The organism is Phycisphaerae bacterium (assembly GCA_035275405.1).
GTDB lineage: Bacteria > Planctomycetota > Phycisphaerae > UBA1845 > UTPLA1 > DATEMU01.
Window position 1 is genome coordinate 12,719 of the sequence record DATEMU010000018.1, and the last position, 22,025, is coordinate 34,743.

Sequence of the window (22,025 nt, forward strand, 5' to 3'; positions counted from 1 at the left end):
CGGGGCCAGTTGCGAGGAGGATCGATGGCCCTTTTCGATATCATAACCCACTGCCCCGTTTGTCAAAAGCCTAATCGACGCCTTAATTTGAGGGCACACTGATCGTAGACCGGGCCGGACATCGGTGTAGTCTTAACGCCGGAAGCTGGATGAGAAATCCCGTATCATCATGGCGGGCGGGCGCTAACGCCCCAGAAGGGGCGAAATCACCGGAGGTTTGGAGATGGCTACGACGACGTTGAGCTGCGGGCAGATCATGAAGGAGCTGGCCAGGCTGGGCAGCGAGGGATACAAGCGGACGATGCTCAGGCACGGGGCGGTCGAGCCGTTTTTCGGCGTCAAGATCGAGGAGCTGAAAAAGTATCAGAAGAAGATCAAGAAAGACCACGCACTGGCCCTGGCGCTGTATGAGACCGGCATCGGGGATGCGCAGTATCTGGCGGGCCTGATCGCCGACGAGACGCGGATGACGAAGAAGGACCTGACGCGCTGGGTGAAGCAGGCGCAGTGGGGGATGATCAGCGAATACACGGTGCCGTGGGTCGCGGGAGAGAGCGAGTGCGGGTACGAGCTGGGAAAGGAGTGGATCGACTCGAAGATTGAGACGATCGCGGCGGCCGGCTGGGCGACGTTGTCGAGCATGGTGTCGGTGCGGGCCGATGACGAGTTGGATCTGAAGGGGCTGGAGAAACTGATGGACCGCGTGGCGAAGTCGATTCACAAAGCGCCCAACCGCGTGAAGTACACGATGAACGGCTTTGTGATCGCGGTCGGCTCGTATGTCGCGCCGCTTTCGGACAAGGCCGTCGCCGTGGCCAAAAAGATCGGCAAGGTCAGCGTGGACATGGGCGATACGGCCTGCAAGGTGCCGGATGCGGCCCAATACATTGCCAAGGTCGCCAAGGCGGGCCGCGTCGGGCGGAAGCGCATGACGGCGCGGTGCTAAAAGATGGTTCACCACAGAGACACAGAGGGCACTGAGAGGCCGAAAGATAGTGAAAGAAAGCGAAAAATCGAACCTGTCCCGGGTTGCGGGTTGTTCTGCATGACCCCTTGGGTGGGCGAACAAGGCTGAAGGAGCCGGAAGGACGCTGAACCACAGATGGCGCAGATCGACACAGATGCAACCTGCCTGCCCACCAGATAATCTCGCGGTCGAGTTACCCATCTTAACACCCGAGGCTCCGCTGTTCGGCTGAAACGGGCCTGGCAACCTGAAAAAGACTGAACTTCCCAGAACAAGTTTCTCACGAGCGGTCCAACGCGTGGCGTCAAGGCCGGCGCGGGGAATGTCCGACCTCACGAGCCGTTGGCCTTTTGCCATTGGCCGTGAACCAGACAAAAAAGCGACGGGGGCTTCCCCCCCTCATCTGCCCTCTGAACGGTACTCTTGCTCGCCGTTCCCTGAAAAATGATTAGCCCATGGCTTTTTTATGGCGTCAGATGGGCGTCCGTCCACATTTGGACATCGCGGCCGTCCGGCGCGCCATCGCCGTTCATGTCGGCGATACAGTCTTGTGGAGTTCCGGGGCTGAGGAGGATGTCCACGAACGTGGGCAGGTCGGAGTCCTGCACGCCGCCGCCGTCAAAATCGCCCGTGCCGTTGGCGATCGTCACCGTTGCGGTGGAGCACGTCGCTGCGACGCAGCCCGACGAAATGACTCGAGCCCGCGCGTAATAGGTTTGCGTGGCGGCGGGGCTGACGACCGGCGATGCCCCGCAAGGTACAAGCGAATCGCCGCAACTCCCTGTGTACCAATCGACTGTTTGTCCCGGTCCGACGGACGCGGTGAGCGTTGACGTTTGTCCGACGCAGATGCGGTCCGGCGTCGCCGTCGGGCTTGTTGGCGGGGCGGGCTCAGCGCAGGGGGTGATGGAAATGTGAATTTCGCCGGAGGATTGGCCGGATGTAGCCGGCGGGCCCGCGTTGAACTGGTCGGTCAATGCTTCAATGTTGACGATGTAGTCGTGGCCGGCGATGAGGGCTACCGTCGCGGCGGGTAGTATTAACGTGCCGTGCGGCGGATCGAAGCCGATATTGTCGCCCTGGACTCCCTGATCGTAGATTCGCTCCTCGGTGGCAAAGTCGTAGATGAGGATGGCCAATCCGGCCTGACCGAATACTGACGCGGGCCAATCGTAGTAATAATAGGCGGAGAGGGACAGGGTCGAATCGAACCTCGGCGTAAAATAAATCAGGCCGCCGGTGCTGACACGCCCGTCTATTTGGGCCATGTAATGGTCGCTCGTGATGTTGAAGGCCGCGGAGTCGCCTGACCATGACATGTCATACAAAGTGTCTGCGTACGAGTTTCCAGATTGCGCATGAATTAGGTTGAAATAGGGGTTTTGGACGGTGTTGGATCCAACAATGTTGTTGCCAGAATCAGCGTGGACAGCGGATGCTAGAGACCACTGCGTGACCACTAGGTCGGCGCGCGTATGCACGGGCTCGACGAGGACGCCGGCCAGCAACGGGATAATCGCAAAACGGCTCGGACGCATAAGACTAGCTACCTTCGCCGATTCACCGAAAGGCAAAGTGATGTGACGATCAACGCGAGCGTCGCCGGCTCGGGGATGTTTCGGATGGTGATGCACTCCGCAAGACCGCCCTGAACAGACCCATCAAGGACGGGCCCATCTCCAAACATGACGTAGGTTGGCTCGTTCGACCCAGACTCATTCACGTCCGCCCAGAGCAGCTCGTTGATGGTGGCATTGATGCCATCGGTCGTCATTTCTCCGGCCGCCTTGAAGGTTCGCAGCGTCATCGTCGCGAGCAGGTAATCTCCGGCCGCACCATCGGTGGGGTCATAGATCGGGCCCGGAAGGATGGGAATGTTGGCCTCCTTGAGTCGTGCGAGGGTCCCGCCGGTATTGACCTCCGTAAACAAGTAATGGCCGTCGGATGGAAACTCACCACCGTGAAGCAGATTGACGATCGCGTGTTTGTTGGTATCTCCCAGCAGATTCGTGCCCATTCCGCCGAACTGCTGGGTGCTGTGCATCCGCATCGCGAGACTCCACTCGCACAGCGTCGGGCCGGCGCTCGTGTCGCACGCGAGCCGCAGGTCTGCCTCCTGCGCACCCTGCGACAGGACGCCGGATTGCGGGTTCAGGCTGGTCGCCTCGAACCAGACGTAATTGGTGTAGGGAAGGTCGGCCCAGGCTCCGGCCGGCAAGGATAGAATCGACAGCAGCGCACCTAACGAGACGATGGATCGGCGGCACATGGATTGCCTCCTTTCAGCGGGTCCCTAATGGGACCAAAGCCACTCTCGTCCGGCCGATGGCATTTATTCTAATGTAGGTGGCACGCGTACGGCAAGAGCAAAGTGGCGGGCGGAGCCCGCCCTACGAAGCGTCGTCAGCCACAAGGGGCGACGCTATGAGCCGTCGTAGAGGTAGGCCAGGGCCTTGTCCACCTTGCCGTCCATGACCACGCGGAGGCGGCGGCCGCCGCTGACTGCGGGGACGTCGATGACGTGGACTACGCTCGCGGAGTCGGCGTCTTTGGGGAGCAGTTCTTTGAGCGCGTTGGGCGAGTCGTTGAGGAAGGTCTCGTTGAAGCGGTTGCGGCGGTCGTCGGGGTAGAGCGGCAGGTAGGCGATGTTGGCCTCGACGAGGTCCTGGAAGAAGTGCGTGCCGAAGGAGACCTCGGGGACGTAGCCGTCCCGCTCGCGGGCGACTTCGATGAGCATCTTCGCCTTGCTGATGTCGGCGTAGGTGACCGGGACGCCGAGGAGCATGTCGTTGCTGCCCCAGCGACCGGGGCCGATGAGGATAAAGTTGCGGCCGGCGAGGCGCTCATTGAGTCGGCCGATGACGCGGGCGACGGCGGTCCGCTTCTCGCGGCTGGGGACGCTGTCGTAGTCGCGCGGGTCGATATAAACGACGTATTCGATATTCTCGACGAGACCTGCGCGGACGAACTTCTGGGCGCTGAAGATCGTGCGCTCCTCGGGGATATCCGAGGGGATGGTGATATCCTGAATCTCCTCGATGTGGCTGAGCGTGCGGCATTGCAGGAGGTAGAGCTGCGTGCCGTCGTGCGCGAATTCGATGTCCACGGGGACCCCATAGGCGGTCTCCAAGCGCTTGAGGATCCCGCGGATCTGCGCGGGGAAGGTCCCTTCGCTCATGAGCTTGTCGAAGGTGATGCACAGTTGCGACGCGTTGGCGTCGATGTACGTCCCGGTCGGCGGCGTCAGGACGCCATCGCGGTTGATGCTGACGAGCTTATCCAGCAGCGGATATTCGGCCGCGTGCTGCATGAGCTGTTCGAGTGAGACGGCCTCGAGACGGTTCTTGGTGAGATTGATGACATCCATCGAGCGCTGCGAATGGGCCTTGACTTCACCGGTGGAGGATTCGTGCCGCAGCGTGGGCATTCCCAGGGCGACCATGCGGGGGAACTCCGCGCCGACGCGATCGACCGCCCGGGTGCCCAGGCCCATGACGATGCGCATGAGACCATCTTCGCGCTTGATGCGCGGGCTCCAGCGGTATTCGTTGCGGCTGAAGGCGACGCCCGCGAAGCACGGGGCGAAGTAGGGTCCGAAGCGGCGACCGACGACGCGCTGGATGAGGACGGCCATGTCCTCGTCGTAGTCGATGAGGTCGTGCTCGCGACGGTAAAGCAGCGGGTCGGGGCCGAGGGCGCTGGCATAGACCTCGGCGATCGCGCCGAGCAGGGCCTTGAGGCGCTTCTCCGGGCTGCCCTGGTTGGGCAGGAAGATGCTGGCGTATTTTCCGCTAAACGCCGTGCCGAAGCGGTCTTCGAGGAGGCTGCTGGAGCGGACGATGAGCGGCAGTTCGCCGAGTTGATGCAGGATGAGACGCAGCCGCTCGACGATGCCCGCGGGAAACTCCGCGTTGCGAAAGACCGACTTGATCAGCCTGTATTCCTTGCGGATCTCGTCGGGCGTCTTGTATTTCTGGTTCTGATATTCGCCGAGGCCGTTGAAGGCAATGAAGTCCTCGATGACATCGGAGCGAAGGTAGTACGACTCGGGGATGGCGACGAGGGGAGTCGCAGGGGCGCGCTGCGGCTGGCTGACGGCGATCGGTTCGACGTACTGCTTGATCTCGTCGATGGGTTTTTGCTTCGGGCCGACGATGATCCGCGAGGCCAGAAACATGCCCGCCGCTTTTCCACCGATCCGGCCCAGGCTGGCCTCGGCCCCGATCGAGCGATTGATGATCTCTTCGATGTCGCGGATGCGCAGGAACTTCTTGGCGACGGCGATGAACTCGAGCTGGTCGCTGATGAGGTGGCGGATCAGGCCGACACGAATGCCCATGGCCTCGTCCGGCGTAAGCTGCGACTCCCCTTCGGGCAGCGCGCAGAACCGGCGGACGGTGTCGGCGAGAAGCCGGAAAGAAAGCGAGCCGAGCGTGACGATGGCCCGCAGCTTTTCCGCCTCCTCACGCTTGAGGGCGAGGTTCACGATGTCATCGATCTCGTGCGGAGTGAAATGCTGCGCCGCGTAGCGCCGCGTGGCCTCGTTGACCAAATCCCGCTCGCGCGAATCGCCCCGCGGCGCCTCCACGACGTTGGGATTCACGCCCGACCAGCTCCCGCCGCGCTCGATGTTGCCCGCTGCCATCCGGGCCTCGTCATAGACCTGGTCGATGGTGACCACCCCGCGTTCGTGCAGGGCGACGAGAAGCTGGCGCAGTATCCGATCCACAAGGTTGGGGTTGAGCGTGAGATGCTCGTCCAGCCGGTCAGCCGGAGTGATTCGTTCGGGCATGCCCGCCATGTAAAATCCTAGCTCGCGGCGGTTCGCCGGCGGTATCTTGGACCGGCGTCCACCAGCCCGCCGGGCGTGATGACGATTGTAACTGCCTCAGACGTTGGCGATAGGCGACGGACTATCCCTTAAGTTTAATCCGGTAAGCGGTTTAGAGGTATTCAGGAGTCCTGTGAATGGCCGCGTTGCATCCCCGCCGATAGTACCCTAGACTGGTGGGGTTAATGTCCGCCTGAGTGATCTTGGAGTGACCGAGACTCGGGTCGAGACTGGTCTATCGGAAATTGAAAGGTGTAACCCGGCAACACATGATCAAGGTTCGTCCCCGCCCCAATGAACCCGTTCAACAGCTCATGCGACGGCTTAAGAAGCTGTGTGAGCGCGAAGGCGTCCTGCGAGAAATGAAGCGGACGGCTTATTACGAGAAGCCCTCCGATCGCAATCGCCGCAATCTTCGCAAGTCGAAGCGCCGTGTGCAGAAGTTCGGCGTGCCCGAAACTCGCTAGTCGCGGCCAAAATCAATTTGATATTCTTTGGAAATACCGAGTATTCGGCGGGGAATTTCCGCGCGCCGCCGGTGAATCAACCCTGCTTGCGGAGGTGTTTGCGCGGGGCGGCGCAGCGATAGACGCCGCCGGGCGGCACGTTGAGCCAGACCATGCGGTAGCTGACATCGCGGAAGAAGCGCTCATAAAAGCCGCGGTAGAGGATCGGCGCGACGGTGATCTGAATGAACAGGCCGCCGGGGGCGAGACTCTCTTTCAGCCAGCGCCACAATCGGACCTGGGCCTGCGCCGGAAGATTGGGCGTGGGCAGACCGCTGAGCACATAGTCCACTTTGTGAACGCCGAGCTTGGAAAGCGGCTCGGCGATTCGTGTAGCGTCGGTTTGAAGCAGCGTCGTTTCCGGGAAGCGACGGCGGAGAACTTCGCAAAAATCAGCGTCATTCTCCACCGCGACGAAGCGATGATGCGGCCGGAGTTGTTCGACGATTTGTTCCGTGACCGGTCCGGTGCCCGCGCCCAGTTCCACAATCGTGCCCGGACGGCTGAAGTCCACGTGGTCCAGAACACCGTTCACCATGGCCCGGCTGGAGGGAACGGCTGAGGAGATGGTGCGGCCCTTGGCGACGAACTTGGAAAAAAAGAGTCCGACATCCGATAGACGCGCGGCCCGGGGGGCCAGGGTGGTTTCGACAAGGGCGGGTTCGGCCACGTTGGCGTTCAGGGGATCGCTGCTCACATAGTCTCCATCGACAAAAAGTCGCGGCCGGCCCTTCGCCGCGCTGCCTGGCCGATGTGACCGATCCAGCGATCACCCCGGAAAGGCGGCCGTGTAATTCAAGAAAACGGCGCGACCTCCCGCGTGTTTCCTATTCGCCGCTTCATAATCAGGGACTTCAACACTCGCAATCTCATTAGCCCACGGCATCGGCACCGCGCCAGCCGATGTCGTGTCGGCATCCTAAGGGCACACGGACCGCCATGCCAAGCCGGTCCGTCGAAAATGAGCCCCAGAGGCAAATACCCTCGTTCGCATGGGCGTTACAGGACTTGAACCTGTGACCTCCTGCATGTCGAGCAGGCGCTCTAGCCAACTGAGCTAAACGCCCGGGATCAGTGGTTCGTACGACCGCTGCCACTTGATCGCCGCTTTCCCTGCCTGGATTCTAACGGGCCATCGTCGGGGAGCAATTAGGACTTGTCAAGACGATTGTGCGGCAGCCCTTTGTGGCTGCGGGGTTTGTATCGCTTGACCCTCTGCATTGAGCCAGCTATAAAGCCTGTTCATGGCCCCTTGAGGCCCCCAGGGGCGCGACTAGCTCAATTGGCAGAGCAGCTGACTCTTAATCAGCGGGTTCTGGGTTCAAGTCCCGGGTCGCGCAGTTTGTCTTGCTGAGGTGCAAAATTTACCCTCGGCGACCGTTCGGCGGATCGTGGCCCTACATCGATTTGGCGGCCCTTGCCCCAACCCACTCGTAAGCTCGGTCTCTGGTTGATCGGCGCCGGCGGCAACGTTGCCACCACGGTGGCCGTCGGACTGGCCGCGCTACAGAAGGGCCTAGGTCATCCTGTCGGACTCGTTACGGGGGCACCCCCGTTTACACGGTTGCCACTTGTTGGCTTGCGGCGCATAGTTCTCGGCGGCCACGAGGTGGGATCGGCGCGACCGTTCGCTACGGCGCAGGAACTACATCGCGAGAGCGGGCTTTTTGGGGAATCACTGCTGAGGAAGATCGCGCCGACACTTGGTGCGTGGCAGGCGAATATCCGACCGGGTACGGCTCAGGGGTGTGGAAAGGTTGTCGAGCAACGGGTGCCCGCGCCTGCACGGCTTCGCGGGCGGCGACCCCTGGAAATTGTGCAACGTCTGCGAGATGACCTGCGGTCGTTTGCTCGGCGGCATCGGCTGGACCGCGTTGTGATGGTCAACGTGGCGTCGACGGAGCCCGCCTTTCGCGGGGCCGCCGCACCTCGATCATGGTCGGCGTTGCAAAAGGCGTTAAACAATGGCCGCTCATTGGCGCTTCCCGCCAGCAGCCTCTATGCACTGGCGGCCATTGAGGAGGGCATGCCGTATATCAACTTCACGCCGTCTCTTGGCGCGAATCTGCCGGCCCTTCGCGAGCGGGCGATGGAAAAGCGCGTGCCCATCATGGGGAGCGACGGAAAGACCGGAGAGACCTTGATACGCAGTGTGCTCGCCCCCCTGTTTCGCCAACGGCAACTGCAAGTACTGAGCTGGGCCGGCTACAACATCCTCGGTAATCGCGACGGTCAGGTGCTGTCGTCGCCGCGCCACCGCGCTGCCAAGCTGGAAGGCAAGAACATCGTCATCTCGTCGCTCGTCGGCGACGCCCCGGAGACACGGACGTCGATCGAATACGTTTCCAGTCTGCACGACTGGAAGACGGCGTGGGACCACGTTCACTTTCGCGGGTTCCTGGGCGTAAAGATGAGCCTGCAATTCACGTGGCAGGGCTGCGATTCGATCCTGGCGGCGCCACTGGTGATTGACCTGGCGCGGCTGGCGGATCTGCACGCGCATCTGGGGCTGGCGGGCGTGATGACACACCTGGCCTGCTTTTTCAAGACGCCGATGGATGTTCGCGAGCATGCGTTTTCCGAGCAGGTGCGGATGCTCGAACAGTACGTCGTCAAGGTCGATGGGCGCAAGGGGGCCGTGTGAATCTGCGGCTGGCGTACAGCACGAACGCGTACATGCGTTTCGATCTCCTCGACGCGTTGCGGAGAATTGCGGCGCTGGGCTATCACGGCGTGGAACTGATGGCCGATACCCCCCACCTCTGGCCCTCGGATACGACGCCGCATCGTCTGGACGAAGTCCGGGCAGAGTTGGATCGGCTGGGGCTGACGATTTCCAATATCAATGCCTTTATGATGAACAAGATCGGCGACAAGCGCCAGCCCTACTGGCATCCAAGCTGGATCGAGCCGGATGCCGCCTATCGCCAGATTCGCATCGACCATTCCAAGGCGGCATTGACCATGGCACGCCAACTGGGCGCGGGCAACATTACAACGGAGCCCGGTGGGCCGCTCAGTCCCGGACAATCGTACAGCCAAGCCATGGACGATTTCGTCGAAGCGCTCAAGCCGGTCGTCGAACATGCAGAGCGAGGAGGCGTGCGGCTTCTCGTTGAGCCGGAACCAGGGCTGCTCATCGAACGATTTGAGCAGTACGAGGAATTGGCCGAGCACATTGATTCACCGTACCTCGGCCTGAACTTCGACGTGGGCCATGCCTATTGCGTCGGTCAGGAGCCGTCGGAGTGGATAGGCCGAATGGCGCGACATTCAGCGCATTATCACTTCGAGGACATCGCCGCGACCCGCGTACATCAGCATCTAGTTCCGGGCCATGGGGCGATTGATTTTGCGGCGACGCTTGGTGCGATTCGCGCGACGGACTATGGCGGCTGGGTGACGGTCGAGTTGTATCCTTACGTCGACGACCCCGATGCCGCCGGGCGCGAGGCGAAGGACAATCTCGAACGAATTGCAGTTACGTTATGAGCCGCCTTCGCGCTTTTCTGCAATTGGTTCGGCTGCCAAACGTGTTCACGGCGCTGGCCGATGTAATCGCGGGCTACTGGCTGTTCAGCGGTACAGAACTATGGTCCGGCAGGCTCGCCTTCCTGATGCTGTCCTCGGCATGTCTTTACGTGAGTGGAATTGTTTTTAACGACCTTTGTGACCTAAAGATCGATCGCTGCGAACGGCCAAATCGACCGCTGCCATCCGGAGTGATCAGCCCTTATGCGGCCTTTACTTTAGGAGCTACGTTGGCGCAGACAGGCATTTTGATCACCTTCTTCATGACGGTCATCGGCCTTGAATCCGCACGATTGCTTTTCACGGCGCTGCTGCTGCTCGCGTCGATCATCTTGTACAATTTCAAGGCGAAAGCGACTCCGGCGGGTCCATGGGTCATGGGGATTTGTCGGGCATTGAACTTGTATCTGGGTATGTCTCCGTTCTGGTCGCCAGGATTGCAGTGGCCCGCGCTGGCGATTCTGGCCTCCTTTTTCTACGTTACATCGTTCAGCTACTTCGGTCGTCAGGAAGCGAACACGTCCAATCGCCGCACACTCATAACTGGCGTTGTCGGTGTTGGAGCATCTCTACTAGTATTGGGATTGTTCGCCGGACTTGCTCTCGCCCAGAGCACCTTCGCTTTAGTACTGTGGCTGGGCCTTTGCATTCACATCGGTCGCGTGGGCCTGCGCGCGATTAGAAATCCACACCCATCAACAGTTCAGTACGCCATGAAAACCTTTATCTTTTGCATCATCGTTTTTGATGCGACGATTGTCTCGACCGCCCAAGACTGGCCCCAAGTCTTGATTGTACTCTCGTTGTTGATCCCCGCGCTGGTGCTGGGTCGATGGATCTATTCGACCTAAAATTGAAAAATGTCCCTGAAGCTCGGTTACAACACGAACGGGTTCGAGCATCATGCTCTCGACGATGCCATCGAGATCATCGCGGAGATTGGCTACCAATCCGTGGCCATCACGCTTGATGTCGACCAGTTGAATCCCTTCGGGGAGGACATTGAGGAGGAGACGCGGCATGTCCGCCGTCGGCTAGAAAAGTGGGGACTGTCGTGCGTCATCGAAACGGGCGCTCGGTTTCTGCTCGACCCTCTCCACAAGCACGAACCGACCTTGATTTCCAAGGATTCCGAGGGCCGCAAGCGGCGGGTGGATTTTCTCGAGCGGGCAGTAGCCATCGCGGCCGATCTGGGGGCGGACGCCGTCAGCTTCTGGTCCGGACGCAAGCCCGAAGGCTTGCCTGAAATTGTCGCCCACGAGTGTCTTGTTGAAGGATGCCGCGAACTAGGGGCCCATGCTGTAACCCGGGGCGTGAATCTTGCGTTTGAACCGGAGCCCGGCATGTTCATCGAGACTATGGCACAGTATGACCGGCTGCGCGCCGAACTGGAGAGCCCCCTCCTCGGCTCGATACTGGGTCTTACGCTGGATGTGGGACATGTTCATTGCATAGGCGACGGCGATCCGGCGGCAAGAATCCGTGAGTTTCGGGATGGACTGCTCAACGTGCATATCGAAGACATGCGCCGGGGCGTCCACGAGCACCTGATGTTCGGGGAAGGCGAAATGCGTTTCGAGCCGATCATGGCCGCGCTCCGCGAGATTGACTACACTGGCGGCGTGCACGTGGAGCTGAGCCGCCACAGCAAGGACGCGGTCGCGGCGGCGCGGAAGGCGTTTGATTTTCTTTCACCGATGTGCGAATAGGGTGCGATGTCCGCCGACTTTCTGATCTTCGTCTCGATGCCGGGCCTGCGGATGCGCGATCTTGCGCACATGCCGCGACTGGCGGCGATGGCCAAGACCGGCGGCGCGGGCGAACTCGTCCCCTCGTTTCCGTGTGTCACGTCGTCGGTACAGGCCAACATGCTGACCGGGCGGTTGCCTGATCAGCATGGCATCATCGGCAACGGGTTTTACCATCGCGATCGGGGCGAAGTCGAGATGTGGGTGGGCCGCAACGGGCTGGTGCAGGGCGAGCAGCTTTGGGGCCGGCTGGCGGCGCGCGGGATTACGTCGGCCGTCTGGATGGCACAGAACATCAAGGACGCCGCGGCGGACTACATTGTGACTCCCGAGCCGATTCATCACCCCGACGGTCGGATGGACCTGTGGTGCTACTCCAAACCGGACGGTCTTTACAAGGACCTGCTTGCGGACCTCGGCCACTTTCCATTGATGAACTACTGGGGGCCGATGGCGAACATTAAATCAACGGAGTGGATCGTCAACGCGGCGCTATGGCTGCTCCAACGGAAGCGACCGCGATTCAATTACGTCTATGTGCCGCACCTGGACTACGCGGCGCAGAAGTTCGGGCCGAACAGCCCGCAGCAGATCGCCGCGTGCGTGGAAGCGGACACGCAGCTCGGCCGGCTGTTTGATGGCGCGGCGGCGCTGAGCCTGGGCGACGTGGCAAGCATGGTGGTCAGTGAGTACGCGATGACGGAGGTGTCCCGCGTCGTTTACCCCAATCGCGTGCTTCGCGAGGCCGGGATGTTGATGATTGAGGATCGCGATGGCCGCGAGTACCTGGATGTCGGCGGCTGCAAGGCGTTCGCCGTCGTCGATCACCAGTTCGCCCATGTCTATGTGCAGGACCCAACCGACATCGACGGCGTCGCCGGTCTGTTTGAGGGTGTGGAGGGCATCGCCGAGGCGTTGTACGGAGAGAACCGACGAAAGTACCACCTCGATCATCCTCGAAGCGGGGAAGTCGTGCTGATCTGCGAGCCGGATGCGTGGCTGGCGTACTACTGGTGGCGCGACGACGCCAAGGCCCCGCCGTTTGCCCGCACGGTCGATATCCACGCCAAGCCGGGGTACGACCCTGTCGAGTTGTTTTTCGATCCGGCGACGAAGTCGATCCCGCTAAACGCCACTCTGATCAAAGGAAGCCACGGCGCGCCTGTGGCAAGAGCGGATCAGCACGGGGTCGTAATCTCAAACTGTGACGCACACGCAGATCGTGAGTGGCGGGACACGAACGTGCGTGAGGCAATTGAAAGGGCGATTTGAATCGGCGGCGCTACGACTCCAAGCTGAGACGCGAAACTTATTCCCCATCCTCTCCCTTCAGTACGGCTCGCGAGACATGGCAATACAATGGCCGGCCATCTCGGGGCGCATCCCCTTTCGCCATGCGATCCTTCAAGCGGTCCCGCAATCGACTCCACTCCTCCGCCCGAAACGATTGTCTTAAGCGATGCAAGGCCGCTTCATCATCGGTCAAGAAATCGACGATGTGCGGAGACACGTTGCCCCACACTTGGGTGGAATTCGGCCCGAACTCCACATCCTTGCCAAGGTGCCGGTATTGCATAGGCATGTAGGTGTTCACGGAAACCAGACGCCGTCCTCGTGTAAGTCCGAATTCCTTCGTTAGCGATACATCGAATTCCAACAGGACCGCGGCATCCAAGTCGTCGGAATAGGCCGCCACGACCAGCGGTTGATCGCTGACAACGACGGCAGGCTGGGCGTCCCCGCCGGCAATAGCCTGGCGGATATGATCACGGGCGTCTTTCGCGGAGAGACCGAGTTCCCGATGGAACAACCCAAAAAACAACCCGCGAATGCCGTAAAGTTCGGGGTGCAGCCTCCGAAGGCGAGAGTCGGATAATGTAAAGCCGCCGGGTCGCGATGCAAACGTAGTGTCGTCCAACATTCGCATTCCGGATCCGACAAAGTAGACGACGGTGTTTTGCGCCAGCTTTGCCCCGATCCCCATCAGAAACGCAATCAGAATCAGCACCGCACCGAGCGTCGGCAATCTCTGCCCAAGGTTGCCGGGCACCGTGTGCAAAGCAAGCTGAAAGATGCCAAAGCCCGCCGCGCCGTTGATCAGCACCACATACATCGCCATGAGGATGCGTCCCAGGGGCCGCTTCGTCCGACAGGCAAACCGAATGGCCGTTGCATCCGCAAACAGGATGATCGACGCCGCCGCCCAGGCTTGTTGTTGCGTCGCGGCAAACGCATACGCTGCGATTCCGGACAAGATGAGCGAGGCCATCCCGAGCGATACGCCCACCACGTCGCCACCGGACACCGCTAAAGCGCCGTTGTGGTCCGCCCGCACCACAAGCGTAGCGATGAAATCCGCGATCTTCGCGAGAATGACGATACCAAACAAACAGCAAAGGCCGATGATCGCCGCCCGCTCCATTTCGGGACCAGCGCGCCCGAGCTTGATTATCATCCCCGCGATGCCCATCAACGCAAAATGGAAGAACATGCGCGCTCGCGATACGCCTTCATCGGCAGCGAGCGGACCGACGAGGCCCAGCGTGTGGAGCACTAACATCCATGAATACCGGAGTTTCAGGGCGTCCTGCAATCGATCGCGGAGATTGAGATCGGGTGAATCGCCGGCCGCCGCGGCATAATGTTGCGCCGCCCGTTCATAATCTCCTTCGGCAAGGGCGGCTCTTCCCCTCTCCGCAATTTCGTCGATCGTACGGGCTTCGTACCAATTCGGTTCCGTCTCGCCATCCTTGCGGGGCGACAACTGGCGCGGCGCGATCGGCGTCTCCAATTCGATTGCGACGGGTAATGGGCCTCTGTTGTATTCACCCGGATGGGATTCCAGCGGCGACAACGGAATGGACATTCCCTTACCGCATTGTTGGCAGCGGACCTGGCGCCCAGCCAATCGATCGGCCAGCCGATAGCGTTTTCCGCAAGCGGCGCAAGCGATATCCAGCGGCATACGTGCCGTCCATTTCAGAATGTATCAACCCAGCGGCGACACTGTTTGAAAAACGCCAGTGGATTTTCGTACACGATCTTTGATATCAACGCGTCGGCGTGTCCGCGAAGCCGCATCTCCAGGTTCAACTCCGGCACGGCCATGGGGTTGCTTGGCCCCCAGTCGCCGGCCGAGTTGGCCATCATCCGGTTAGGACCGTAGCGTTCGATCATGTCGGCCGCTCGCTGGGGCGTGCATTTCGTGATCGGGTAAAGCGTCATCCCGCACCAGTATCCGGCGTCGAGCACAGGCCTAATCGTGTGCTCCTCGACGTGATCGACGCAGACGCGCTCGGGGCGCAGGCGGGTTTCGTTTTTGAGCATGTCGAGGATCATCCGCGTGCCCTTGTACTTGTCCTCGAGGTGCGGCGTGTGGATCAGCACCAACTCGTCGCGCTTGGCGGCCAGTTCCAGGTGCTCGCAGAAGATCGTGCATTCGTTCGGCGTGTTCTTGTTCAGGCCGATCTCGCCGATGCCCAGGACGTTGGGCTTGTCCAGAAACTCCGGAATGAGCGCAATCACCTCGCGCGAGAGCGCGACATTCTCAGCCTCCTTGGCGTTGATGCACAGCCACGAATAGTGCTTGATCCCATACTGCGCCGCCCGCTTCGGCTCGACGTCTGTAAGATGCCGGAAATAGTCGTGAAACGACGCCGCGCTGCCGCGATCGAAGCCCGCCCAGAACGCCGGCTCGCTGACCGCCACGCAGCCGGCCATGGCCAGACGCTGGTAGTCGTCGGTGATCCGCGAGATCATATGGATGTGGGGGTCGATGTAACGCAACCGTCACCAACCCTTCCAGGCAATAAAGTTGACTGCCATGTGGACGAGTACGCCGGGAATCATGCTCCCGGTCATTACTCGGGCCATGAGCGTCCATGCGCCGCCAATGAAAACATATATAAGCTGAAAGGCGACGTAGGCGGCTCCGATACCCTGGAAGTTGGGTACATGCCAAAGTGAAAAAAAAGCGGCAGTGATAAATACGGCGATCGGCACCGAAAGGCCAATCCTAATTTTCCCGCTAAATCGCTCCGAGATCAGGCCGTAGAGGTAGCCGGTAAACAGGGCATCTTGCGCCAAAGGTGAGATCGTCCACATACTGTGTGGTTGGCCCTTAAAAGGGGCGCTAGTAAGTGGATAGACAATGGCCGTCAGGATGATCGGCACCAGACAGATTACCAGCACCCTGATCGAACAACCTTTCCACTGACCGATCACCAACCCCGACCGAACAGGAGTGGAAAAACAAAGTAAGAGCGGCATGACCGAGGCGATGCAATCACGGATCGCACTATAGCCTTCGATACCCCAGCGGTCGTACCATGACCGTGCCGGAAGATATGATCCGAGCAACCAACTTGGAATTGCATGCCAGGAAGCGGTTAAGGCCAACGCGAGGGCCAGGGTTTCCCAGCGCCTGAATCGAATCCCAACGTCATCGTCGACGACGCGATAAGGCATGCTGCTTTCTGGAACGGGTCGTGCGGCAATCATTGATTACACGCTCAAGGTCGGTTCGGGTGCGGCCAGTTCGATTCATACGGCAGCGAAAAGACTCTCTGGCATCGCTCGGCTCGATCAGGTTTTCCGTCGGTCAATGCGCTGATCGCTTCGCGAACTTTCGCCAGCCGCGGATCAATCGTGATCCCCGTCGCCCCTGTGCCGCGGTCGATGCGATCCAGATTCGCGGCGATCTCGATGATCTTGCAACGTGTCTCCAAATAGTACCGATTCAGCGCAGCCTCGGCGGTGAGCGGTGGGTTCATGATGGCACCTCGTGATCCGCACATTATGTCGGGCAGAGCCACGGCCGCAAGGACGAGGGATGACACGGAATCCGAAGTGACCTTTGATATTCGATGCAAAGTCCCCTGGCACGCCCTTGCGGGCGTGGTATTGATCAGGCTTGCGAGTACGCTTGCATCCCCGCGACCGTTTCACGACAATCCGATGAGCAGGAGCCCGCACCATGGAAATCCACGACAGCGTTCTCGAATTGATCGGCAAGACGCCGCTGGTGCGTCTTCGCAAGGTGACCGACGGTGTGAAGTGCACCGTCGCCGCGAAAGTCGAGTATTTCAACCCCGGCGGGTCGGTCAAGGATCGCGCGGCCGTCCTGATGCTCGAAAAGGCGGAGAAAGAGGGCAAGCTCAAGCCCGGCGGGACGATCATCGAGCCGACCAGCGGCAACACGGGCTCGGCCCTGGCCATGGCCGCGGCGATCAAGGGCTATCGATGCATCCTCGTGATGCCCGACAAGATGGCCCCGGAGAAATTCGCGCTCTTGCGGGCTTACGGCGCGGAGACGGTTACGGTCCCGACGGTCGCGGCCAATAGCCCCGAGAGTTACTACAGCGTCGCCAACCGGCTGACCGCTGAAATTCCCGGCGCGTATCAACCGAATCAATTCGAAAACCCCAACAACCCGCAGGCGCATTACGACACGACCGGCCCTGAGATCTGGGCGCAGACGGATGGGAAGATCGATTACTTCGTCGCGGGCATCGGCACGGGCGGAACGATCAGCGGCACGGCCCGATACCTCAAGGAAAAAAATCCGAATATCAAGATCATCGGGGCGGACCCCGAAGGCTCCATCTACACGCCCGGCAACATGCCGAAGTCGTACAAGGTCGAGGGCATCGGCGAGGACTTCGTGCCCCGCACCGTCAATTTGAAGATCGTCGATCAAGTCATCGCGGTCAGCGACAAGGATTCGTTCCTAATGGCCCGGCGACTGTCGAGTGAGGAAGGGTTGCTCGTCGGCGGCTCGTCGGGGACGGCCGTGTGCGCGGCGCTCAAGGTCGCGGCGGACCTGCCGAAAGACAAGCTCGTCGTCGTGCTGCTACCCGACAGCGGCCGCGGCTATCTAAGCAAGATCTACAACGACGAGTGGATGCAGAACATGGGATTCATGGCCTCCCCGGGGCATGGCACAACGCTCGGCGATGTGCTCGCGGCCAAGGGCGATCGCGAGCCGCTCATCACGGTCCACAAGAACGACTCCGTGCGCAAGGCGATTGACCTCATGCGCGACAACGATATTTCGCAGGTTCCGGTGTCCGATGACAACGGCGTGATCATTGGCTCGATTCAGGAAGTGACCGCCATGCAACTCGTGTTCGACCACGTCGATATCGCGCACAAGAAGATCGGCGACGTCATGGGCTCGCCCTTTCCCAAGATGGACCGATCGACCGAGATCGAGAAAGGTTTCAAGGCGCTCACACTGGGCGCGCCGGCGATCCTCGTTCGGGACAACGACAAGTCCGTCGGATTGCTCACCAAGAGCGACTTCATCTCTTACTTGAGCGGAGATGGCGACGCGGGTGCCGAAGCGCGCTAATGGCCGAATTATGCCGGTGGGGCCAGGCCGTCGAGAACGAGATCCGACAGCGCGACGTCCACTTGCATGGCTCCCAGGTCCACCGCGACCTGCTGCTTGTCCAGCCGAACACGAACCACACGGCCCGGCCGGTCGAAGGACCGGACATGGACGCCGTCACCCGGTTGAAGTTTCATCACACGTTCGACCCAGGCGGCGTAGTTGCGATGTTCTGCCTCCAGCGCCTTGGCGCGATCGATGGCCGCGAGCGTGGCCCGCGCGGCGTCCTGGCGGGCCATGTCCGCGTCGCGCCGGGCTCGCTCGGCGTCGCGGCGGGAATCAAGCGTGCGGGAGATGGCCTTATTGAGTGCGCGGTACTGACCGGTCAGGTGGCGACGTGCGGCATCGACGAGCCGCTTGGGCATACCCAGACGGGACGCGATGGCGAGGGCGTTGCTGTTGCCCGGCTCGCCGATCCGCAGGTGATACGTTGGCCGTAGCGTCTGCACGTCGAACTCCACGGAGGCGTTGTCCACGCGTTTGGTCTCATAGCCCAGTGCCTTGAGCGCGCCCAGGTGCGTTGTAATCATCGCCAGGCTGCCGCTTTGAAGGAGGTGCTCGACGATCGCACGGCCGATGGCGGCCCCTTCCTCAGGATCGGTCCCCGCGCCGAGTTCGTCGAGCAGCACGAGCGTTGAGCGGCGGGCGCGCTGCAGGATGTCCAGGATTCGCTTCAGGTGCGCGCTGAAGGTGCTGAGCGATTGCACGAGACTCTGCTCGTCGCCGACGTCGATCCAGACGCCGTCGAAGACCGGCAAAGTCGAACCGGCCCCGGCGGGGATCGGCAGGCCCGCTTGCGCCATAAGCACGAGCAGCCCGACCGTCTTGAGGGTCGCGGTCTTTCCGCCCGTGTTCGGCCCCGTAATCATCATGATGTCGAAGTCGTCGCCGAGGCGAACATCGATCGGGACGACCGGGTGATTGTGTCCAGCACCGTGATGGGTCTCGAATTCAGCCATAAGGATGGGATTGCGGGCGTGATGCAGTACCAACCGGCGGTCGGGGCTGAGTTGTGGGAGGTTGAGTTGGAATCGGCGGGCAAGTTTGACCTTCGCGGCCAAGAGATCCACGACCGCGACGGCCTCCAGCGTGCGCAGAATCTCCTTCTGGTTGAGATGAACGAGGTGCGTCAGCTCCCACAAAATCCGCCCGATCTCTTCATTCTCCTGTAGGAGTAGATTGATCCGCGTGTTGTTCAGCTCGACGGCTTCGGACGGTTCGACGAAGAGCGTCTGCCCGGTGTCGCTGCTGCGATGCACGATGCCGGGTACGCGGCCGCGCTGGTCGGCCTTGACCGGCAGGACCATGCGATCGTCGTGAAACGTCGCGCTGGCGTATTGGAGGAACTTCGTGATGTGCGACTGGCGGAGGAGCTTCTCGAACACCTCGCGGGTCTTCTGGCGGACATCCTCGATCTCGTGACGAATCCGGTAAAGGCGTTCGCTCGCTTCATCGCGGACCTGCCCGCGGTTGTCGATGACGCGGCCAATCCGCTCCGCGATGACACGAAAGTCGCCGATCCGGCCGGCAATCTTGCCGATCGATTCAAAAACTTGCTCACAGCCTTGGAAATACAAACGCACGGCGTCGATGCCGACGAGCGTCTCGGCCAATTCGGCGAACTCGGCGGGTTCCAGTTTGGCGGGAGGAACGGCCTTTTTCACCTGCGGCCGCACGTCGCGAATGCCTCCGAACGGCGGAAGGCCATGCGTCGTGACCCACTTGGTAAACTCTTCCGTCTGCCGCAGCCAGATTGAGACTTGATCGGCGCGGCGCGACGGTGAAATACGCTGGGCCAGCTCGCGGCCCAGACCGCAGGCGGCCTGCTCGGCGAGCAGTTCCCGAACCCGCTGAAAATCGAGCTTCTCAAGCGTATGTGCGTCCACGCAGGCATTTTACCGTGTTCGCGGCGAGCGTGGGGCCAACCCATCGGACGGTCCGCATCGTCACGGCAGGCCGTATATCACGTCGACCTGCCATTCGCGGTTGCCGCGGCGGACGGGGAGCGTTCGGAGCGCCTCGTCGGAGAGGTTTGCCACTGGACCGTAGCCTTTGGCGCTGTAAGGGTGGGCATCGTGCCGCAACGGCTGCGCGGCGGCGTGGCCATCGAGGAACAGCACGTTGGCCCGCCCCAGATGGCGGAAGTGGCCGAAGCCGCCGTTTACGCCGGCGTTGGAGTTGAACGCCGTGGGGTCCTGCCATTGGATGTAAGCTGGCTCGTTAAAAGTCTGCTCAAGGGGGACCGAACCCGAAAACGACAGGCGATCAAAATGGATGCCGTCGGCGAAGATGAAGACCTCGGACGTGCGTCCGCCGAATTGCTGCACGCGGCGCACGCGCGAGTTGGCGGGGTCGAGCGTGTTGTAACCGCCCAGCGCCGCCGTGTTATAGCCGTACCCACCTGCGGGAGGCGAGAATTTTGGGAAATACTTGCCACGTCCATAGGGAAAGCTGGAACAGCGCAGTTCCTTGGCTTCATCGCCAAAATATGTTCCCAAGAGACCGGCCGGCTTGTCGAGGAATCGGTGCTTTTGATTTGGATTCGACGGCGGGCCGCCCGGCTCGAAGCCGAACCACCAGCGCCGCCCCCCTCCTGCACCCGGCACATCGACGTAGTAGGGCCAGAACGAGCCTTCGTTGTCGTCGAGGTACATGCTTGTGGCGAGCGCCGCGTTGTGCAGCAGGCCCGCGCAGTAAGATCCTCGGCCGGCCTCGCGGGCGCGGCCGAGGGCCGGTAGAAGAATACCGATCAGCAGCGTGATCGTCGCGATGGCGACCAGCAACTCGATCAGCGTGAATCCCCTTTCCCCGATTCCGCTACCGGCAAACCTGTTTGTTTGCGAATGTTTCATGTCCTATGGCGCGAGCAGCGCTGCCTCGAAATCGGGGATGTCGTCGGTTGTCGCCGCGGCATCGTTTGTAAAGTCGGCGCGCTGAACGGCACACGGAGCGGGTTGTGCGGCGAGCAGCGTGTCCACGAACATCGCGATGTCGGCCCCATCGACGCGGCCGTCGCGGTTCATGTCACCCTTGACGAGCGTCCGGGCGAAAAACGTAATTTCCATCACATCCACGTCGGCCACAACGCTGGGGGTTTGGGGATCGAAATCATAGGTATCCTCCCACGCCGTCAAGGCGAAGGTATCGACGGTAAACGGCGTATTGACGAAGAGCGCCGTTTGAATCGTGGCGGCGTCGCTATCCGGGCCGCCGGCACCGCCCCCGCCGTCGGTATTGATTCCGAGGAAGCTGGAAGTCCCCTGCACGGTCTGCGTTGCGGTCTGCGCGCCGGAGTCATAGGTGACACCCGCGGTGTACACGGTGTCGAGCGCTGGCGGCTCGTCCCCGAAAGCAGTGTTTATGTCGGACTCCGGCCCAAAGGGAAAATCAAAGCTGGAAAAATAATCGTCACCCACGTCGCTATGCCAAATCGTCGCGCCCAACGTCGGGCCTCCAAACGAGGTGACGTTCGGATAATAATCCAGCGTGACCGAGTCGAAGGCATAGGGGCCGTTGAGTGATCCGCCAACACGGTCTTCGCCCGTCGTCTGTGAATTAATCAAGCCCCAGCCGATCTGGGCGAAGCTGGCGGGGTCGGCGATGAAGCCCATGCTCTTGATGCGAAAGGTCACCGTGAATTCGAAATCCTCGCAGCGGCCCAGCGTCCGGGGCTGGTTCGCATCGATCGGGCGCAGATACCACGCCGTCGGCTCGGAAGTATTGTAATGGATCGTCAGGAGCGGCCCGCCGTTGTCGTAGTCGAAACGGCTCGCATCGTGACCGACCGGGACTTCGAATCGCCCCGCGATGACGGGATCGTCCACGAAATCCTCCACCCAACTGATGTCTTCTCCCTTCGAGATTGTCGCAGCAGTCAGCATTACCAGGCTCGCGACGATCCGCCCCCCATGCCATCCATGAAGCCTATTACCCTTGAACACGTCGGCACTCCCTTCCGTGGCCCTCGTTCGGAGCCACAAAAAAACCTCCGCACCCGGTGAGCCGGTTGCGGAGGCGGGAAAGCCAATGTCGTGCAGGAATTCGCACCGGC

19 protein-coding genes and 2 tRNA genes are annotated in these 22,025 nt (G+C 61.0%); 9 read left to right on the forward strand and 12 right to left on the reverse strand.

Annotation, left to right across the window (positions count from 1 at the left end; translation table 11 throughout):
* Positions 1 to 256: 256 nt before the first annotated feature.
* Positions 257 to 946, forward strand: a complete 690-nt coding sequence (locus VJZ71_21580) for a DNA alkylation repair protein (GenBank protein HKQ50676.1) — start codon at positions 257 to 259, stop codon at positions 944 to 946.
* A 485-nt stretch (positions 947 to 1,431) separates the two neighbouring features.
* Here VJZ71_21580 and VJZ71_21585 read toward each other — a convergent pair whose 3' ends face one another.
* From VJZ71_21585 to VJZ71_21595, 3 genes are all read right to left on the reverse strand, one after another.
* Positions 1,432 to 2,286 (reverse strand): hypothetical protein, encoded by an 855-nt coding sequence (locus VJZ71_21585; GenBank protein ID HKQ50677.1) that lies wholly within the window; start codon positions 2,284 to 2,286, stop codon positions 1,432 to 1,434.
* Between the two features lie 227 nt (positions 2,287 to 2,513).
* Positions 2,514 to 3,236 (reverse strand): PEP-CTERM sorting domain-containing protein, encoded by a 723-nt coding sequence (locus tag VJZ71_21590; GenBank protein ID HKQ50678.1) that lies wholly within the window; start codon positions 3,234 to 3,236, stop codon positions 2,514 to 2,516.
* 153 nt (positions 3,237 to 3,389) lie between these two features.
* Entirely contained in the window at positions 3,390 to 5,759 is a 2,370-nt protein-coding gene (locus tag VJZ71_21595; GenBank protein ID HKQ50679.1) for a PEP/pyruvate-binding domain-containing protein, read from the reverse strand.
* A 308-nt stretch (positions 5,760 to 6,067) separates the two neighbouring features.
* Between VJZ71_21595 and rpsU the strand changes: the two genes are divergently transcribed.
* Positions 6,068 to 6,265 (forward strand): 30S ribosomal protein S21, encoded by a 198-nt coding sequence (rpsU, locus tag VJZ71_21600; protein ID HKQ50680.1) that lies wholly within the window; start codon positions 6,068 to 6,070, stop codon positions 6,263 to 6,265.
* A gap of 76 nt (positions 6,266 to 6,341) precedes the next feature.
* Here rpsU and VJZ71_21605 read toward each other — a convergent pair whose 3' ends face one another.
* Together VJZ71_21605 and VJZ71_21610 are read right to left on the reverse strand one after the other, a co-directional pair.
* Entirely contained in the window at positions 6,342 to 7,001 is a 660-nt protein-coding gene (locus tag VJZ71_21605; GenBank protein HKQ50681.1) for an rRNA adenine N-6-methyltransferase family protein, read from the reverse strand.
* Positions 7,002 to 7,297: 296 nt separating this feature from the next.
* Positions 7,298 to 7,371, reverse strand: a tRNA-Val gene (locus VJZ71_21610).
* 200 nt (positions 7,372 to 7,571) lie between these two features.
* Here VJZ71_21610 and VJZ71_21615 point away from each other — a divergent pair.
* The 6 genes from VJZ71_21615 (at position 7,572) to VJZ71_21640 (ending at position 12,855) form a co-directional block, all read left to right on the forward strand.
* Positions 7,572 to 7,644, forward strand: a tRNA-Lys gene (locus VJZ71_21615).
* Between the two features lie 77 nt (positions 7,645 to 7,721).
* On the forward strand, positions 7,722 to 8,948 hold the full coding sequence (locus tag VJZ71_21620) for an inositol-3-phosphate synthase (GenBank protein HKQ50682.1): 1,227 nt from the start codon (positions 7,722 to 7,724) through the stop codon (positions 8,946 to 8,948).
* Positions 8,945 to 9,796: a sugar phosphate isomerase/epimerase family protein gene (locus tag VJZ71_21625; GenBank protein HKQ50683.1), complete on the forward strand. Its 852-nt coding sequence runs from the start codon at positions 8,945 to 8,947 to the stop codon at positions 9,794 to 9,796. The genes VJZ71_21620 and VJZ71_21625 overlap by 4 nt, the downstream gene beginning before the upstream one ends.
* A complete protein-coding gene (locus VJZ71_21630; GenBank protein HKQ50684.1) occupies positions 9,793 to 10,686 on the forward strand; it encodes a UbiA family prenyltransferase in 894 nt (297 codons plus the stop codon). The genes VJZ71_21625 and VJZ71_21630 overlap by 4 nt, the downstream gene beginning before the upstream one ends.
* A 9-nt stretch (positions 10,687 to 10,695) precedes the next feature.
* The gene (locus VJZ71_21635; protein ID HKQ50685.1) at positions 10,696 to 11,544 is read left to right on the forward strand and encodes a sugar phosphate isomerase/epimerase family protein; all 849 of its coding nucleotides are present in this window, start codon (positions 10,696 to 10,698) and stop codon (positions 11,542 to 11,544) included.
* A gap of 6 nt (positions 11,545 to 11,550) precedes the next feature.
* Entirely contained in the window at positions 11,551 to 12,855 is a 1,305-nt protein-coding gene (locus VJZ71_21640) for an alkaline phosphatase family protein (GenBank protein HKQ50686.1), read from the forward strand.
* 37 nt (positions 12,856 to 12,892) lie between these two features.
* Here VJZ71_21640 and VJZ71_21645 read toward each other — a convergent pair whose 3' ends face one another.
* The 4 genes from VJZ71_21645 to VJZ71_21660 all read right to left on the reverse strand — a co-directional run bounded on the left by VJZ71_21645 (position 12,893) and on the right by VJZ71_21660 (position 16,355).
* On the reverse strand, positions 12,893 to 14,449 hold the full coding sequence (locus VJZ71_21645) for a hypothetical protein (protein ID HKQ50687.1): 1,557 nt from the start codon (positions 14,447 to 14,449) through the stop codon (positions 12,893 to 12,895).
* A gap of 113 nt (positions 14,450 to 14,562) precedes the next feature.
* The gene (locus tag VJZ71_21650) at positions 14,563 to 15,369 is read right to left on the reverse strand and encodes a TatD family hydrolase (GenBank protein ID HKQ50688.1); all 807 of its coding nucleotides are present in this window, start codon (positions 15,367 to 15,369) and stop codon (positions 14,563 to 14,565) included.
* A 3-nt stretch (positions 15,370 to 15,372) separates the two neighbouring features.
* A complete protein-coding gene (locus tag VJZ71_21655; GenBank protein ID HKQ50689.1) occupies positions 15,373 to 16,083 on the reverse strand; it encodes a CPBP family intramembrane glutamic endopeptidase in 711 nt (236 codons plus the stop codon).
* A gap of 11 nt (positions 16,084 to 16,094) precedes the next feature.
* Entirely contained in the window at positions 16,095 to 16,355 is a 261-nt protein-coding gene (locus VJZ71_21660) for a hypothetical protein (protein HKQ50690.1), read from the reverse strand.
* Between the two features lie 203 nt (positions 16,356 to 16,558).
* On the opposite strand from VJZ71_21660, the gene VJZ71_21665 reads away from it, so the two are divergent.
* A complete protein-coding gene (locus tag VJZ71_21665; GenBank protein ID HKQ50691.1) occupies positions 16,559 to 17,935 on the forward strand; it encodes a cystathionine beta-synthase in 1,377 nt (458 codons plus the stop codon).
* 8 nt (positions 17,936 to 17,943) lie between these two features.
* Here VJZ71_21665 and VJZ71_21670 read toward each other — a convergent pair whose 3' ends face one another.
* Genes VJZ71_21670 through VJZ71_21680 form a run of 3 tightly spaced genes read right to left on the reverse strand, consistent with a single transcriptional unit; the run spans position 17,944 to position 21,915 of the window.
* Positions 17,944 to 19,860, reverse strand: coding sequence for a MutS2/Smr-associated SH3 domain-containing protein (locus VJZ71_21670; protein ID HKQ50692.1), 1,917 nt, complete (start codon positions 19,858 to 19,860; stop codon positions 17,944 to 17,946).
* A 60-nt stretch (positions 19,861 to 19,920) separates the two neighbouring features.
* Positions 19,921 to 20,826 (reverse strand): prepilin-type N-terminal cleavage/methylation domain-containing protein, encoded by a 906-nt coding sequence (locus VJZ71_21675; protein ID HKQ50693.1) that lies wholly within the window; start codon positions 20,824 to 20,826, stop codon positions 19,921 to 19,923.
* A 3-nt stretch (positions 20,827 to 20,829) separates the two neighbouring features.
* Positions 20,830 to 21,915, reverse strand: coding sequence for a hypothetical protein (locus VJZ71_21680; protein ID HKQ50694.1), 1,086 nt, complete (start codon positions 21,913 to 21,915; stop codon positions 20,830 to 20,832).
* Between the last annotated feature and the right edge of the window lie 110 nt (positions 21,916 to 22,025).

Excerpts from the sequence above, each read along its gene's own strand:
- VJZ71_21675 (HKQ50693.1), bottom strand. The coding sequence starts at position 20,826 with ATGAAACATTCGCAAACAAACAGGTTTGCCGGTAGCGGAATCGGGGAA.
- VJZ71_21590 (HKQ50678.1), bottom strand. The coding sequence starts at position 3,236 with ATGTGCCGCCGATCCATCGTCTCGTTAGGTGCGCTGCTGTCGATTCTA.
- rpsU (HKQ50680.1), top strand. The coding sequence starts at position 6,068 with ATGATCAAGGTTCGTCCCCGCCCCAATGAACCCGTTCAACAGCTCATG.
- VJZ71_21635 (HKQ50685.1), top strand. The coding sequence starts at position 10,696 with ATGTCCCTGAAGCTCGGTTACAACACGAACGGGTTCGAGCATCATGCT.
- VJZ71_21580 (HKQ50676.1), top strand. The coding sequence starts at position 257 with ATGAAGGAGCTGGCCAGGCTGGGCAGCGAGGGATACAAGCGGACGATG.
- VJZ71_21660 (HKQ50690.1), bottom strand. The coding sequence starts at position 16,355 with ATGAACCCACCGCTCACCGCCGAGGCTGCGCTGAATCGGTACTATTTG.
- VJZ71_21665 (HKQ50691.1), top strand. The coding sequence starts at position 16,559 with ATGGAAATCCACGACAGCGTTCTCGAATTGATCGGCAAGACGCCGCTG.
- VJZ71_21640 (HKQ50686.1), top strand. The coding sequence starts at position 11,551 with ATGTCCGCCGACTTTCTGATCTTCGTCTCGATGCCGGGCCTGCGGATG.
- VJZ71_21630 (HKQ50684.1), top strand. The coding sequence starts at position 9,793 with ATGAGCCGCCTTCGCGCTTTTCTGCAATTGGTTCGGCTGCCAAACGTG.
- VJZ71_21655 (HKQ50689.1), bottom strand. The coding sequence starts at position 16,083 with ATGATTGCCGCACGACCCGTTCCAGAAAGCAGCATGCCTTATCGCGTC.
- VJZ71_21585 (HKQ50677.1), bottom strand. The coding sequence starts at position 2,286 with ATGTCATGGTCAGGCGACTCCGCGGCCTTCAACATCACGAGCGACCAT.
- VJZ71_21645 (HKQ50687.1), bottom strand. The coding sequence starts at position 14,449 with ATGTCCATTCCGTTGTCGCCGCTGGAATCCCATCCGGGTGAATACAAC.
- VJZ71_21595 (HKQ50679.1), bottom strand. The coding sequence starts at position 5,759 with ATGCCCGAACGAATCACTCCGGCTGACCGGCTGGACGAGCATCTCACG.